Origin of the sequence: Aneurinibacillus thermoaerophilus, assembly GCF_019603355.1 — a bacterium.
Taxonomy (GTDB): domain Bacteria; phylum Bacillota; class Bacilli; order Aneurinibacillales; family Aneurinibacillaceae; genus Aneurinibacillus; species Aneurinibacillus thermoaerophilus.
In genome coordinates this window covers 3,202,651-3,217,864 of the sequence record NZ_CP080764.1, presented here as the reverse complement: position 1 = coordinate 3,217,864, position 15,214 = coordinate 3,202,651, and the positions used below count along the sequence as shown (strand labels likewise).

General features: G+C 45.4%; 12 protein-coding genes, 1 other RNA gene and 2 pseudogenes. All 15 read left to right on the top strand.

All coding sequences use genetic code 11. The features are described from left to right. The first annotated feature begins 103 nt into the window (after positions 1–103). The 15 genes and pseudogenes from K3F53_RS16575 to tnpB all read left to right on the top strand — a co-directional run bounded on the left by K3F53_RS16575 (position 104) and on the right by tnpB (position 14,206). Positions 104–1,285, top strand: a complete 1,182-nt coding sequence (locus K3F53_RS16575) for a phosphoglycerate kinase (protein WP_057897565.1) — start codon at positions 104–106, stop codon at positions 1,283–1,285. 15 nt (positions 1,286–1,300) lie between these two features. Next, positions 1,301–2,062: a triose-phosphate isomerase gene (tpiA, locus tag K3F53_RS16570; protein ID WP_220559132.1), complete on the top strand. Its 762-nt coding sequence runs from the start codon at positions 1,301–1,303 to the stop codon at positions 2,060–2,062. A 5-nt stretch (positions 2,063–2,067) separates the two neighbouring features. Further along, complete coding sequence (gpmI, locus tag K3F53_RS16565; protein WP_220559131.1) at positions 2,068–3,600, top strand: 2,3-bisphosphoglycerate-independent phosphoglycerate mutase; 1,533 nt, start codon at positions 2,068–2,070, stop codon at positions 3,598–3,600. A 30-nt stretch (positions 3,601–3,630) separates the two neighbouring features. Next, the gene (gene eno / locus K3F53_RS16560) at positions 3,631–4,917 is read left to right on the top strand and encodes a phosphopyruvate hydratase (RefSeq protein WP_057897568.1); all 1,287 of its coding nucleotides are present in this window, start codon (positions 3,631–3,633) and stop codon (positions 4,915–4,917) included. Positions 4,918–5,084: 167 nt separating this feature from the next. Then, the gene (locus K3F53_RS16555; RefSeq protein WP_057897569.1) at positions 5,085–5,519 is read left to right on the top strand and encodes a Fur family transcriptional regulator; all 435 of its coding nucleotides are present in this window, start codon (positions 5,085–5,087) and stop codon (positions 5,517–5,519) included. A gap of 79 nt (positions 5,520–5,598) precedes the next feature. After that, complete coding sequence (gene secG, locus K3F53_RS16550) at positions 5,599–5,832, top strand: preprotein translocase subunit SecG (protein WP_057897570.1); 234 nt, start codon at positions 5,599–5,601, stop codon at positions 5,830–5,832. Positions 5,833–5,932: 100 nt separating this feature from the next. Continuing rightward, positions 5,933–6,658 (top strand): alpha/beta hydrolase, encoded by a 726-nt coding sequence (locus K3F53_RS16545; RefSeq protein WP_057897571.1) that lies wholly within the window; start codon positions 5,933–5,935, stop codon positions 6,656–6,658. Beyond that, positions 6,648–7,400 carry an alpha/beta hydrolase gene (locus K3F53_RS16540; protein WP_057897572.1) on the top strand — a complete coding sequence of 251 codons (753 nt, stop codon included), beginning with the start codon at positions 6,648–6,650 and terminating at the stop codon, positions 7,398–7,400. Before K3F53_RS16545 ends, K3F53_RS16540 begins: the two co-directional genes overlap by 11 nt. A 31-nt stretch (positions 7,401–7,431) precedes the next feature. Continuing rightward, positions 7,432–9,762: a ribonuclease R gene (rnr, locus tag K3F53_RS16535; RefSeq protein ID WP_057897573.1), complete on the top strand. Its 2,331-nt coding sequence runs from the start codon at positions 7,432–7,434 to the stop codon at positions 9,760–9,762. Between the two features lie 213 nt (positions 9,763–9,975). Beyond that, complete coding sequence (smpB, locus tag K3F53_RS16530) at positions 9,976–10,440, top strand: SsrA-binding protein SmpB (RefSeq protein WP_057897574.1); 465 nt, start codon at positions 9,976–9,978, stop codon at positions 10,438–10,440. Between the two features lie 118 nt (positions 10,441–10,558). Beyond that, positions 10,559–10,917: a transfer-messenger RNA gene (ssrA, locus tag K3F53_RS16525) on the top strand. Between the two features lie 259 nt (positions 10,918–11,176). Then, complete coding sequence (gene tnpA / locus K3F53_RS16520; protein WP_082705853.1) at positions 11,177–11,593, top strand: IS200/IS605 family transposase; 417 nt, start codon at positions 11,177–11,179, stop codon at positions 11,591–11,593. Then, positions 11,593–12,687, top strand: coding sequence for an RNA-guided endonuclease InsQ/TnpB family protein (locus K3F53_RS16515; RefSeq protein WP_220559130.1), 1,095 nt, complete (start codon positions 11,593–11,595; stop codon positions 12,685–12,687). Before tnpA (K3F53_RS16520) ends, K3F53_RS16515 begins: the two co-directional genes overlap by 1 nt. A gap of 211 nt (positions 12,688–12,898) precedes the next feature. Then, positions 12,899–13,099, top strand: a pseudogene (gene tnpA, locus K3F53_RS16510) (IS200/IS605 family transposase); the annotation flags it as partial. Positions 13,100–13,106: 7 nt separating this feature from the next. Continuing rightward, a pseudogene (gene tnpB, locus K3F53_RS16505) lies at positions 13,107–14,206 on the top strand (IS200/IS605 family element RNA-guided endonuclease TnpB). Positions 14,207–15,214 lie beyond the last annotated feature (1,008 nt).

Here is a 15,214-nt window from a genome sequence, read left to right as displayed (position 1 = left end):
AGGTGGATATTCTCCTCCTTTTTTCTTAACGGCTAAGAAAAGATAAATAGCGAAAAATATACAGATATCATTGGGTTTGATGGAAAAGAGGAGGGTACTGTATATGAATAAGAAGTCCGTTCGCGACGTTGATGTAAGAGGGAAGCGTGTGTTCTGCCGTTTTGATTTCAATGTTCCGATGGAAGAGGGAAGGATTACGGATGATACAAGAATTCGTGCGGCATTGCCGACGATTGAGTACCTTGTGCAAAACGGCGCACGCATTATTATGGCAAGCCATCTCGGCCGCCCGAAAGGAAAAGTAGTGGAAGAATTGCGTTTAAACGCTGTGGCAGAGCGCCTGTCTCAACTGCTTGGCCAGCCGGTTAAAAAAATGGATGAGGTTTATAGCGAGGCTGTGAAAGCGGAAGCCGAAAATTTGAATGACGGTGAAGTTATGCTGCTTGAGAACGTTCGCTTTCATCCGGGCGAAGAGAAAAATGACGAAGAACTGTCCAGGCAATTTGCATCGCTGGCAGATTTATTTGTCAATGACGCATTCGGCACGGCGCACCGTGCACACGCTTCGACAGCAGGCGTCGCCAATTACATTGAAGGTGTAGCCGGTTTTCTCATGGAAAAAGAGATTGAATTCTTAGGCAAAGCGATTTCCCAGCCGGAACGCCCGTTTACCGCGATTATCGGCGGGGCGAAAGTGAAGGATAAGATCGGCGTCATTGAAAACTTACTGGAGAAAGTAGATAATTTAATTGTAGGTGGCGGCCTATCCAACACATTTATTAAAGCAAAAGGGTACGATGTCGGAAGCTCGCTTCTTGAAGAAGAAAAAGTAGAGCTTGCGAAGTCTTTCATGGAGCAGGCTGAGCAAAAGGGAGTTACATTTCTGATTCCGGTCGATGTTGTAGTAGCGGATGCATTCGCAAACGATGCTAACACGAAAATCGTAGATGTAGACGCGATTCCGGAGGGATGGCAGGCGCTTGATATCGGACCGAAAACGATAGAACGCTACAGAGAAGCAATTCTCGGATCCAAGACGGTCGTATGGAACGGCCCGATGGGTGTATTCGAAATGAATACGTTCGCGGAAGGAACAAACGCGATCGCCCGCGCGCTGAAAGAAGTGAACGGAACGACGATTATTGGCGGCGGTGATTCTGTGGCCGCGGTAGAAAAGGCGGGCGTGACGGAAGCGATGACTCATATTTCAACAGGCGGCGGAGCTTCGCTTGAATTCATGGAAGGCAAAGAACTTCCGGGCGTAGCTGTGCTGGCTGATAAGTAAGGAGTTGACACACTCATGCAAAGAACCCCTATTATTGCTGGGAACTGGAAAATGCATAAAACGATACAGGAGGCGCGCGATTTCGTCCGTGCGGTACGCTCTTTTCTGCCGGGAGGAAAAGTGGAAACGGTTATTTGCGCTCCGTTCACTGCATTGGCCGCGCTGGTGGAAGAATTGCACAATTATCCGGCCGCAATCGGGGCGCAGAATGTTCACTGGGAAGAGTCCGGTGCTTATACCGGAGAAATAAGTCCTGGTATGCTTGTCGAAATTGGAGTGAAGTATGTGATTATCGGGCATTCAGAGCGCCGGGAATATTTTGCTGAAACGGATGAGACGGTAAATCGGAAAGCAAAAGCCGCGTTTGCCCATGGTTTACTTCCTATTGTTTGCGTTGGGGAAAACTTGGAACAGCGCGAAAGCGGAAAAACGAAGGAACTGGTGCGCGATCAGGTTATCCGTGCGGTTGAAGGACTGTCGAGCGAACAGGCGAAGCAACTTGTCATCGCGTATGAACCGGTTTGGGCGATTGGCACCGGTAAATCTTCTTCAGCAGAAGACGCACAGGAAGTGATCGCTTTTATCCGCAGCATGGTAGAGGATGCGTTTGACAGTCAAGTCGCCTCGCAAGTACGCATTCAGTATGGGGGCTCGGTAAAGCCTGACAACATTATGGCCTATTTGGAACAGCCGGATATTGATGGCGCGCTCGTTGGAGGCGCAAGTCTAGCTCCGGATTCATTCCTGCAATTGGTAGAAGCGGTTAGGAGGCAATGAGGAATATGAATCGACCGAAACCAGTAGCGCTTATCATTATGGACGGGTTCGGATACAGGGAAGAGGAGTACGGAAACGCTATCAAGCAGGCGAACACTCCAAACTTTGATAAATACTGGAATGAATATCCACATACATTGCTTGGTGCAAGTGGCCTTGCGGTCGGGCTTCCGGAAGGACAAATGGGAAACTCGGAAGTCGGACACCTTAATCTTGGCGCAGGTCGTGTCGTGTATCAGGATTTAACACGCGTAACGAAAGATATTCAAGAAGGACAATTTTTCAAAAATGAAACATTATTGAAAGCTATTCAACACGCCAAAGAGAATAACACCGACCTGCATCTGTACGGTCTTGTGTCAGATGGCGGCGTACACAGTCATATTGAGCACCTGTTTGCATTATTGAGAATGGCGAAACAAGAAAATTTGGATCGCGTTTATATTCATGCGTTCCTGGATGGACGCGATGTGGCCCCTGACAGCGCAGTGATGTATATCCAGCAGCTTCAGGACAAAATCAAAGAATACGGCGTAGGCCGCATTGCGACGGTACAAGGGCGCTATTACGCAATGGATCGCGATAGACGCTGGGAGCGTACGGAGAAATCATACCGTGCTATGGTATATGCGGAAGGTCCGAAATATACCGATCCGATTGAAGCGGTGCAAGAATCTTATGAGCGAAGCGTATACGATGAATTTGTCATGCCAACCGTTATTACTAATGCTGACGGTACGCCAGTGGCGACAGTGAAAGACAATGACAGTGTGATTTTCTTTAATTTCCGCCCGGATCGGGCCATTCAGCTGTCGCAAGTCTTTACCAACGAAGATTTTCGCGGATTTGATCGTGGTGACAAGCGACCGAAGAATTTGTTCTACGTCTGCATGACAAAATTCAGCGAGACGGTGGGCGGTTATGTGGCCTACAAGCCGACTGATCTGGATAATACGCTGGGCGAAGTACTGTCGCAGCATAATCTGCGCCAATTGCGTATCGCTGAGACGGAGAAATACCCACATGTTACATTCTTCTTCAGCGGTGGGCGCGAAGCCGAGTTCGAAGGTGAAAAGCGAATTTTGATTAACTCGCCAAAAGTGGCGACATACGATTTAAAGCCGGAGATGAGCGCGTATGAAGTGACCGAAGCCCTTTTGAAGGAGATTGAGGCGGATACGCATGATGTCATTATTTTGAACTTTGCCAACTGTGATATGGTTGGTCACTCTGGCATGATGGAGCCGACTATTAAAGCGGTCGAAACCGTGGACGAATGCATGGGCAGGGTTGTGGAAGCCGTCCTTGCAAAAGGCGGGGTAGCGCTTGTGACTGCCGATCACGGCAACGCGGATTTGATGCTGGATGAGGAAGGCAATCCGGTGACTTCGCACAGCACGTATCCGGTACCATTTATCCTGACGAAAAAAGGCGTGGAATTGCGTGAAGGCGGCGTTCTTGCCGATATTTCGCCGACCATTTTAAAATTATTGGGTGTTGAACAACCTAAAGAAATGACGGGAAAACCTTTATATTAAGATATACATACATTGAAGGAGATGAAACAAATGACCATTATTTCAGATATTTACGCACGTGAAGTGTTGGACTCCCGTGGTAACCCGACGGTAGAAGTCGAAGTGTATCTTGAATCCGGTGCGATGGGCCGTGCGATGGTTCCATCCGGCGCTTCCACCGGTGCGCATGAAGCTGTAGAGTTGCGTGATGGTGAGAAAACGCGTTATCTTGGTAAGGGCGTATTAAAAGCAGTAGATAACGTAAACAATATCATTGCTCCTGAACTTGAGGGCTTTGACGCACTGGCTCAAGTGGATATTGACAACCTGCTGATTGAGCTTGACGGCACAGACAACAAAGGCAAATTAGGCGCAAATGCTATTTTGGGCGTATCCATGGCAGTGGCGCGTGCCGCAGCCGATGCGTTGGGCGTTCCGCTGTATGCATACTTGGGCGGGTTTAATGCTAAGACCTTGCCGGTGCCGATGATGAATATTTTGAATGGCGGCGCACACGCGGACAACAATGTGGATATTCAAGAATTTATGATTATGCCTGTGGGCGCAGATAATTTTGCGCATGCATTGCGTATGGGCGCGGAAGTATTTCATAATCTGAAAGCTGTGTTAAAAGAAAAGGGATTGAATACAGCTGTAGGCGATGAGGGCGGTTTCGCTCCTAACTTGTCTTCAAACGAAGAAGCGCTACAAACTATCATCGCCGCTATTGAAAAAGCGGGTTATAAACCAGGTGAAGACATTATGCTGGCGCTGGATGTCGCTTCCACTGAGGTGTACAAAGACGGCAAGTATGAGTTGGCTGGCGAAGGCATTACAAAAACGACGGATGAAATGATCGACTATTTGGAGATGCTTGTTAACAAATATCCGATCATCTCGATCGAAGATGGTCTGGCTGAAGACGACTGGGATGGCTGGAACAAGCTGACACAACGTCTGGGCGATCGTGTACAGCTGGTCGGCGACGACTTGTTCGTAACGAATACAAATCGTTTGTCTCAAGGTATTGAACAGGGGACAGCCAACTCTATTTTGATTAAGGTAAACCAAATCGGTACGTTGACCGAAACGTTCGACGCGATCGAAATGGCGAAGCGCGCAGGCTATACGGCAGTTATCTCCCATCGTTCCGGCGAGACGGAAGATTCCATCATCGCCGATATCGCCGTGGCTACAAACGCTGGTCAAATCAAAACTGGCGCGCCTTCCCGCACAGACCGCGTAGCGAAATACAACCAGTTGCTTCGCATCGAAGACGAATTAGCGTATATTAGTAAGTATGCCGGCCGTGCAGCGTTTTACAATCTCAAGAAATAATCGGTATTAACGCGTAATAAAAGAGACCTGTCATCCGGATTTCCCTGTGGGGAGGACGGTGACAGGTTTTTTTGGTTTTTCTTAATTATATGATCTTCAGAATTGTCTATTTGTAATGATTTTTTACAGATAGTATATTATAATAAAAAATAAAGGAGGAGCGGACGATGAACTCGAATATCATCGACACGGTCATTGCCCGCATTAAGGAACGGGGCGGACGGGTGACCGTGCAGCGTTTGGCGATTATCAATGTTCTTATGCGCCTGAACCATCCGACGGCAGAAGAGATATATCATTTCATGCGCGATGACTTTCCGACCCTGTCGTTTACCACTGTTTATAATACGCTAAAATCGTTAAAAGAGCTTGGTGTTGTACATGAACATTATCAAGATGAGCGTTCCCGTTTTGAAATTACTGAAGAAGCGCATCATCACTTTCACTGTATAAAATGCGATAAGCTGATCGACATAAGTCCTGATAAGATTTCACTACAAGTAACGCCGGAAGTTGAAGAAGAGTTTTCCCCGATAGAGTCACGGGTGATGCTTGAGGGTGTTTGTCCTGCTTGTCGCGCGCAGAACAAAGGCAAGCCTTGAAGACGGCATTCCTTTATGGTACATTATGAAATGATAAACAATTATAAAATGGATTGCTCCGTTTTTGGGAGGAAGAAGAATGACAGTATTCTTAAAGGTTTTACTTGTAGTTATCTCGATTTTGCTTATCGCGGTCGTGTTGCTTCAATCTGGAAAAAGCGCCGGTTTGTCCGGTTCGATTGCGGGTGGGGCTGAACAGATTATAGGTAAAGCGAAAGCGCGGGGCATTGACGCCTTGTTGAATAAATTAACCGTAATATTGGCAACATTGTTTATGATTCTTGCGATTGTGGTCGCGTATTTTTTGCGTTAGTCTGCATATTGGGAATAAGTGGACAGGTAACATGATACAGGGGGAAACAGCAAGTAGCATACTTGCTGTTTTTCTTTATCTACAGGGGAGGACGATAAGCATGATTGGGTGCTTGTTAATTCATGGTTTTACTGGAAGTCCGTACGAAGTAGAACCGATCGCCCGGCATTTTGAAGGCCGCGGCTGGCGGATTGAAGCGCCGGTGTTGGCAGGGCATGATGGTCACGAATTGTCGTTGCGGCAGGTCACATGGCAGGATTGGATTCGTTCCGCTGAAGAAGTGCTACAGGATATGCTCTTGACGTGTCGCAGCGTTTATGTGGTGGGTTTTTCTATGGGAGGACTTATCGCGGCCCATCTTGCAGCTCGTTATCCAGTCGATAAACTGGTGCTGCTGAGCGCCAGCCTGTTTTATATTAACCCGCGCCAGCTTTTTAAAGACGCGGCCAATATTATCAAACAACATTTTACAACGGGCGCTGACGCGAAGGAGGTGTATCGCCGATATTTGCGTAAAGCGACTTCCACGCCGCCGCGTGCAGTGATTCACTTTCGTCATTTGGTCAAAATATTGAAACAGGAGCTTCCGCATGTTACTGTTCCCACTCTCATTATCCAGGGGGGGAAGGATGATCTGGTAGAGCCGCGCAGCGCCGAGTATATATACAGCACCATTCGTTCTGAGGAGAAGTACCTGCATATTCTCCCTGAATCGAAACATATTATTTGTCATGATTGCGAACAGGAACAATTGCTTTCGCTTATTGATAATTTTTTAGATCCGGGTCATCACGAGCATGAAGGAGAGATAAAAAGTGAAAGCTAAACCACGTTCTCCGGAAACATTCTTATATCCGGGCGGTGAGGCAGGATTGCTTTTGTTGCATGGATTTACTGGAAGTACCGCCGAAATGCAGCCGATGGGACGCTATTTCCAGCGTTTTGGTTATACGGTTTACGCCCCGCTTTTGGCTGGGCATGGAACCACACCCGAGCAGATGGCAAAAACACGTTGGCCGGACTGGTGGCAAAGCGCGGTAGACGGATATGAACGACTTGTTCGGGAAGGATGCAGGCAGATTGTGGTAGCCGGTTTGTCCATGGGAGGGCTTCTCGCGCTTAGGCTTTCGTATTATCGTCCTTTGCAGGCCGTTGTTTCGTTAAATGCTCCGGTTGATGTACGGGACAAACGGATTCGCTGGGCTAAGTACGTCCACTATGTACGCCCCTATATTCCTCGTTCCGAAGCGAAAGAAGCGCATATTGAATCCGAATTATTCCCTTATGAAAGAAGTCCGGTTGTCTGCATCGCTAGCCTTTGGGAATTTATGATGCTGGTGAAAAAAGAGTTGAGAAGGGTAACGGCTCCGACACTTGTGATTCAGTCGACGAACGACGAGACGATCGAGCCAGTGAGCGGGGATTATATTTATTCCCATATTGGTTCAAAATATAAAGAAATAAAACATTACCATAAATCCGGACATATTATTACACTGGATAAAGAGCGGGAGCGTGTTTTTCAGAGCGTGTCTGATTTTTTGCAAAAGATTTTGAACAAAGAATGAAGAGGAACGTTTATCTTAAGTAAAGGAGAGGATGGATGTGGCAATAGAAGCAGATATTTTACAGTTTATGCGCGAACGAGCGACTCGTCCCATGACGGTTCATGAGTTGGAAGAAGCGCTGGGCGTTACGTCGGCCAGTGATTTTAAAGAATTTATCAAAACGCTAAACCACCTTGAAGATACCGGACAGATTATTCGCACGCGCACGAATCGTTACGGTGTACCGGAGAAAATGAACCTGATCCGCGGTCGCCTGCAGGCGCACGCCAAAGGATTCGGGTTTGTACTGCCAGAAGAAGAGGGCATGCCTGACATTTATATTCATGCCAACGATATGAATGGTGCGATGAATGGGGATGTAGTGCTGGCGCGTCTGAACCAAAATACGAGGGGACCGCGTTTGGAAGGCGAGATTGTACGGATTGTAGAACGGGCCAATCATACGGTGGTTGGCACCTATCAGGATGAAAAACACTACGGTTTTGTGATGACGGATGATAAGCGGATTACGAAAGATATTTTCATTCCGAAAGGCGAATCCATGGGTGCGGTAGATGGACACAAAGTCGTTGTGGAAATCGTGCGTTATCCGGAGACCGGGCGAGGGAACCCGGAAGGAAGAGTCATTGAAATTCTAGGGCACAAAAATGATCCAGGTGTCGATATTCTTTCTATTATTCGCAAGTACGGGCTCCCTGAAGCGTTTCCGGAAGCGGTTATGCGGGAAGCGGAAGCTGTGCCGGATACGATTAGCGAAGAGGAAATGAAGGGACGGCGCGACCTGCGTGATCGGGTTATGGTCACGATTGACGGCGCGGATGCCAAAGACTTGGATGATGCGGTGTCAGTGGAGATTCTCGAAAACGGGAACTATCGTCTTGGTGTTCATATTGCTGATGTAAGCTATTATGTGAAAGAAAATTCTGAGCTGGATATGGAAGCGTTCCGCCGGGGTACGAGCGTATATTTGGTTGACCGCGTCATTCCTATGCTGCCGCATCGACTGTCGAACGGTATTTGTAGCTTAAACCCGAAGGTGGATCGGCTTACGTTAACATGCGATATGGAAATTGACGACGAAGGAAATGTGGTTACCTATGAAATATACGAAAGCGTCATCCGCACAAACGAAAGAATGACCTACTCTGATGTGTATAAGATTCTTGAGGAAGATGATCAAGAATTAAAGGAACGATACAAGGAATTGATCCCGCATTTTGAAGCGATGAAAGAGCTTGCGCTGCGCCTGCGTCGCTATCGTATGGAGCGTGGCGCGATCGACTTTGATTTCGGGGAAGCAAAAATTCTGGTAGATCCGGAGGGAAATCCGACGGAAGTGCGACTGCGTGACCGGACAATTGCTGAGCGGATAATTGAAGAGTTTATGTTGAAGGCGAATGAGACGGTAGCCGAGCATTTCCACTGGATGAATGTGCCGTTTATTTACCGGGTTCACGAGGAACCGGACGCAGATCGTCTGCAAACATTCCTTGAATTTGTGACCAACTTCGGTTATTTTGTACGCGGAAAAGCCAATAATATCCATCCGCGTGCGCTTCAAACATTGCTTGACCAGGCCAAAGATACGCCGGAAGAAACGATCATTTCCAAGGTGATGTTGCGTTCTATGAAACAGGCGAAATACGACGCGGAAAACCGCGGTCATTTTGGTCTGGCGGCTGAGTTTTATACTCATTTTACTTCGCCGATTCGCCGTTATCCGGACTTAGTTGTGCACCGCATGATTCGTGAATCGCTGAAGCTGGGCGGATTTACGCCGGAGCGCATTGCAGAATGGCATATGAAGATGCCTTCCATTGCAGAACAGTCGTCCGAGCGCGAGCGCAATGCGGTGGATGCTGAGCGGGAGACGGATGATTTGAAGAAAGCGGAATACATGTTGCAGCACATGGGCGAAGAATTTGATGGCATCGTCAGCAGCGTTGCTTCGTTCGGTATGTTCGTTGAATTGCCGAATACGATCGAAGGCATGGTACATATTAGCTACCTTACAGATGATTATTATGATTTTCATGAAAAGCAATATGCGTTGATCGGTCAGCGAACCGGACGCATGTTCCGCATCGGGGATGAAGTGCGTGTGCGAGTTGTAAACGTGGATGTAGACGAACATACGATTGATTTTGAGGTCGTAGGACTGAAAAGAAGCAAATCGCCAGGCCGCGGCGGGAAAGACAAAGTAAAAGTCATCACCGCTACAGGCAGCGAACGCAAACACCGGGGCAAAGGAAAGCCTGCCCAGGGCAAGGAAAATCCGTTCTGGATGGAATTTATAGAGAAGAAGAAAAAGAAGAAAACTAGCGTCCCGAAATCCATAAAAAAGAAAAAGAAGAAGAAGTAGGAGTGCGTAAACGGGAAGATTAACAAATACGTTTCTTCTTCCTAGGCATTGCAAGCAATCAAAAGCTTGTAGGACGTATCTCGCCGCCCATTTCTTTCCGAAGGAGCATGTGGTTGCGCGGTGTGTCGACCGTCCATATGACTTTTTCAAAAGACAGTTTTTGTGGTACTATGTATAAATACGAGAAAATGCTGGTGGAGGAAGGTTTGGGCGATGAGTAACGAAGGAATCAAGGTGTTGGCGCAAAACAAAAAAGCGCGTCACGATTATTTTATTGAAGAAACGTATGAAGCGGGGATTGCCCTTACCGGAACGGAAATTAAATCCATTCGCAAAGGGCGAGTAAACTTGCGAGACGGTTTCGCGCGGATTAGAAATGGAGAAGCGTGGCTGTATAATGTGCATATTAGCGAATACGAGCAGGGTAACCGTTACAACCATGATCCGCTTCGTACGCGCAAGTTGCTTTTGCATCGTTCCGAGATTAACAAGTTGCTCGGTCAGACGAAAATGGAAGGCTATTCTTTAATTCCTTTGCGTCTGTATCTCAAACGTGGGTTTTGTAAAGTGGAAATCGGGCTGGCAAAAGGCAAGAAGAAATACGATAAGCGCGAATCGATAAAACAACGCGACGCACAACGGGAAATGCAACGCGCGTTACGTGCCCGAAACAGGTAATTTCAGGAATTTTTTGGCATACATGTTGCTTTATATATTGAGATATGCTATACTCATTATAGCATTTGATAGCGATAAGTTATGATTGCTCTGCTTCCCAGGAGCGACCCTTTTTCACGGGGGCGTTCTGGATTCGACGGGGATGGTTCGAGCATGAGTAGCGAGCCGGTGGGTTGCGAAACCGTCAACAACGCAAGCGTAAATATAAACGCTAAAAAAGAATCTTACGCTTTAGCTGCTTAATTGCGGCTAACCCTTATCGCTCCATCGCCCGTGTGGGGTGACTAAGGGCCAACCTTAGCGGGCTACGCCCAAGGCTTCCGTCTGTAGCCGAGGGAAGAGAACAATCAGACTAGCCTATCGGGTAGTGGGTCATCTGGCAGCCTGGTAGGTGAAATGCTCACAGGTGACTGCGCTCGGAGAAGCTCATGTGGTCGGAGTCTTCGGACGTGGGTTCGATTCCCACCGCCTCCACCATACATAGTGTGGAGTTTTTATTAGTAATTATGTGACATAAAGCATAAAATTTCCGTTTGGAAATTTTATGCTTTATTTTATTTTAGGATTGCGGACGGGAATCCTCTGCCTCTTTAGAGGAGAGATGAGAGTCCGCTTTGCCCGAATCCCCCTTGCGGGGATTACAAGGGCAAATTTTTTGTTATTTTCACTGACTATATGTAATTGAAAACGCTCAATATAATACATGTTAAACAGCTTTTTGTGCTATACTATATGTATGAAAAAATCTACCATAAAACATGCTCGAACCTGTGTCTACAATGTTAATTATCACATCGTTTGGTCTGTAAAATACCGAAGAAAAGTACTCACTTCCGAGATAGAAGGCTACTTGAAAGACCTTTTTCAAGAAATCGCACAGGAAAAAGAGTTTGAAGTCGTCATGATGGAAGTCGGCGAACAAGACCACATTCACGTTTTTGCTTCTGCTCATCCAAAGATCCCCCCCTCGTATATTGTGAAAATGCTGAAAGGAATTTCTGCCCGTAAACTGTTTTTGAAATTTCCACAACTGAAAAAAAGATTATGGGGCGGTCATCTTTGGAACAGTAGCTTTTACATCGAAACCATTGGTTCGATCTCAGAAGATGTAATTCGCAATTATATCGAAAATCAGAAAAAAGGAGATTCGTAATGCTACGAACGTATAAGTTTCGTATTGAGCCAACCAAAGAACAGCGAGAAAGAATAAACGAAACGCTCATGTATTGCCGATGGCTCTATAACGCCTTGCTTGAACAGCGAATTACGGCGTATAAAAAGTGTGGTGTATCCCTGACGTTCTATTCCCAAAAGAAAGAGTTACCTGCGCTGAAAAAGGTGTGTGAAGAGTATAAGGATGTTCATTCGCAAGTCTTACAAAACGTAGTCGAACGTCTGGATAAAGCGTATCAAGCCTTTTTCAGACGGTTGAAGCGTGGCGAAAAAGCAGGATTTCCTCGCTTCAAAGGGATGAATCGCTATCACAGTTTCACGTATCCGCAATCAGGATTTTCACTCGAAGGAAAATACATCACGCTGTCCAAAGTTGGAACCGTTCGAATCAAACTACATCGTCAAGTGCAAGGTATAATCAAAACGTGCACAGTCATCGCTAAAAATGGACGATATTATGTTTGTTTGTCCTGTGAAATGGAAACAAAAACGCAATCAACAGGGAAAAAGATCGGTGTAGATTTGGGCTTACAGCATCTGGCGATCACATCGGATGGTGATTTTTATCATGTCCCCAAGTATTTGCGTAAAAGCGAGCGACAACTCAAAAAGTTACAGCGTATCGTATCAAGGCGAAAGAAAGGGTCAAACCGCCGTAAAAAGGCTGTGGCACTCCTCGCCAAGAAGCATGAGTACATTGCGAATCAGCGCAGAAATAATGCTCATCAGATTTCGCGTCAATTGGTCAATCGCTATGATTTGATCGCCTTTGAAGACTTGAAAATCACAAACATGGTGAAAAATCATCATCTTGCAAAGAGTATTGCAGACGCAGGGTGGAATCAACTTGTACAGTTCACCACTTACAAGGCTGAAAGTGCTGGTAAGCGTGTTGTTCTGGTTGATCCACGAAACACAAGTCAACAATGCTCAAGCTGTGATGAAATCGTAAAGAAAACATTGGCTGTACGGACACATCATTGCCCTTCTTGTGGATTTGAATGTGACCGTGATGTAAATGCCGCCAAAAACATTCTCAAACGGGCAGTACAACAACTACAAAACGTGTCGTAAGACACGCTAGGCTAGGGACTAGCCTTCGTGGAGAGTGCGACAATAGTCGGCTCGATGAAGCGAGAAGCTCTCCAATTTATTGGAGAGAGGTTCACGGATAAAAAAAGAGGTAGTTCAAGTATTCCGGGATATTTGGAAGAAGCTGATGAATCGAAGATTAAATAGAAATTAATAAATCAACAAAAAGCTTTTAAGCTCTCTATAGCTTTATTGTAATCTACAACACTTAATTCCAAATATTATCAAAACGTTAAAAGGAGTTTCAGCAAGGTTGCTATTTAAAGAGTTTCCCCAGTTAAAAAAGAAACTATGGGGAGGGGATCTTTGGAATCCATCCTACTTTGTGGCAACGGCTAGCGAACATACAGAAACGCAGATACGACAATACATTCAAAATCAGAAAGTGAGGTGAAAAGACAATGGTAGTCAATAAAGCATACAAATTCCGTATCTATCCAAACAAAGAACAAGAAGTCTTAATCGCTAAAACGATGGGATGTAGTCGATTTGTGTTTAACTACTTCTTAGCAAAGTGGAACGAAACGTACAAAGCAACAGGCAAAGGGTTGTCATATGGAGCCTGTTGTTCTGAATTGCCGAATCTGAAAAAAATTACCTTGGCTAAAAGAAGTGGACAGCATCGCCATTCAGTCGTCAGTAAAAAATCTTGCCGATGCTTACTCACGATTTTTCAAGAAACAGAACGATGCACCACGTTTCAAAAGCAAAAAGAATAAGGTTCAGTCTTATACAACGAAACACACCAACGGAAACATTGCGATTGTAGAAAACAAAATTAAACTTCCGAAGCTTGGGCTTGTTCGTTTTGCGAAATCAAGAGAAGTGGAAGGTCGGATTTTACATGCTACGATTAGACGCAATCCTTCTGGTAAGTACTTTGTCTCTATCTTGGTTGAAAACGATGTACAACCATTGCCGAAAACAAACAGCGAAGTTGGAATTGATGTTGGCCTCAAAGACTTCGCTGTTCTTTCGACAGGTGAAGTGTTCGAGAATCCAAAATTTCTACGGAGTATGGAGCAAAAACTCAAACGCGCTCAACGCATTCTTTCTAGACGTATGAAAGGTTCTTCAAATTGGAATAAGCAACGGATGAAGGTTGCCCGAATCCATGAACGTATTGCAAATGCTCGAGAAGACTACTTGCAAAAGATTTCAACGCATATTGTCAAAAACCACGACATGATTGCGATTGAAGATTTGCAAGTGTCTAATATGATGAAGAATCATAAACTTGCCAAAGCGATTAGCGAGGTGTCTTGGTATCAATTCAGAACGATGCTTGAATACAAAGCAAAGTGGTATGGTCGCACTGTTGTTGTCGTAGGCAAAATTTGCTTCCTCTCAGATCTGTTCATGTTGCGGATACCAAAACAAAGAAGTTAAAAATCTTACCTTGCGACAATGGGAATGCCCGGAATGCAATACTTCCCATGACCGCGATGTAAACGCAAGTTTGAATATTCTTGCCGAAGGCAAAAGACGACTATCTGCATAATTGCAGGAACCGCAGGAACTGCGGGGATAGCTTGGGGTACATCATGTACTAATTCTGCTCGGTAGAGCGGACTAGCCAAGAATCTCGTGGCTTTAGCTATGAGAGGTTCAATTATCAAGGTTATTGCTTTAACAAAAAGAAAAAAGTTATGTAAATATCGAATGATGCCAACCGAATTTTCAAAAGCCACGAATAATGACCGAGACATAGGAACGGACAAGTAAAAACAGGCATAGAAATTAAAAGCTTATTCAAAAAAAGTCAATCTGTATTTATTATCAGATTGGCTTTTTTCATTATTTGTAAGTGACAAGCCTGAAACCTTGAAAAAAGACGGTGACCTAACACTCGTCTGTACTTATCTACGTAGTATGCAGTATAGCGTTCAATTCATTGAACATGGGAGGTGATCACATGGGCTTTTTTGGTGACAGAGAGGAAATTGGTGTTATCCTTGTTCTCTTTATCCTCTTGGTCATTATTGCGTGTGCATGTGACTAATAGGTAGGAAAGGATTCCCCTGTTCGTTATATAGCAGCAGGGGAATCTCCTAAGAAACAGTAGGAGAATTACCCCGATATCATTTCCAGAAAACTCAAATCCTCGGATCACTTTTGAGCGATTAAAAGTTATCCTTTTTTACATAACGGGGATATCAGACCACAAAAATGATTCCTATTTCTTCACAGGGGTATTTGTTTCTCTTAAAGAGAGGCATTCGCCTAACACTCGTCCATACCTACCTGAATAGCATTAATTATGTCTTCACCTAAACCTAAACAAGAAGAGAAGAGGACTTTGTGATGGCTTCTTTAGCGAATTTTCAATCCTTCTTACTTTCTTTATTCTTTTGGTGATTATTGTGTGTGCATGTGCCAAGTCATTGATAAGAGCGTCTGTTTTCACAAGGGAAGGAGCTCAAGTCATAAAAGACTGCCAGTAAAGACAACCTTTTTGTCATCCATCACGCACGCTGTCCTCGTTTATCGCAAAACAAAAAACCATGGA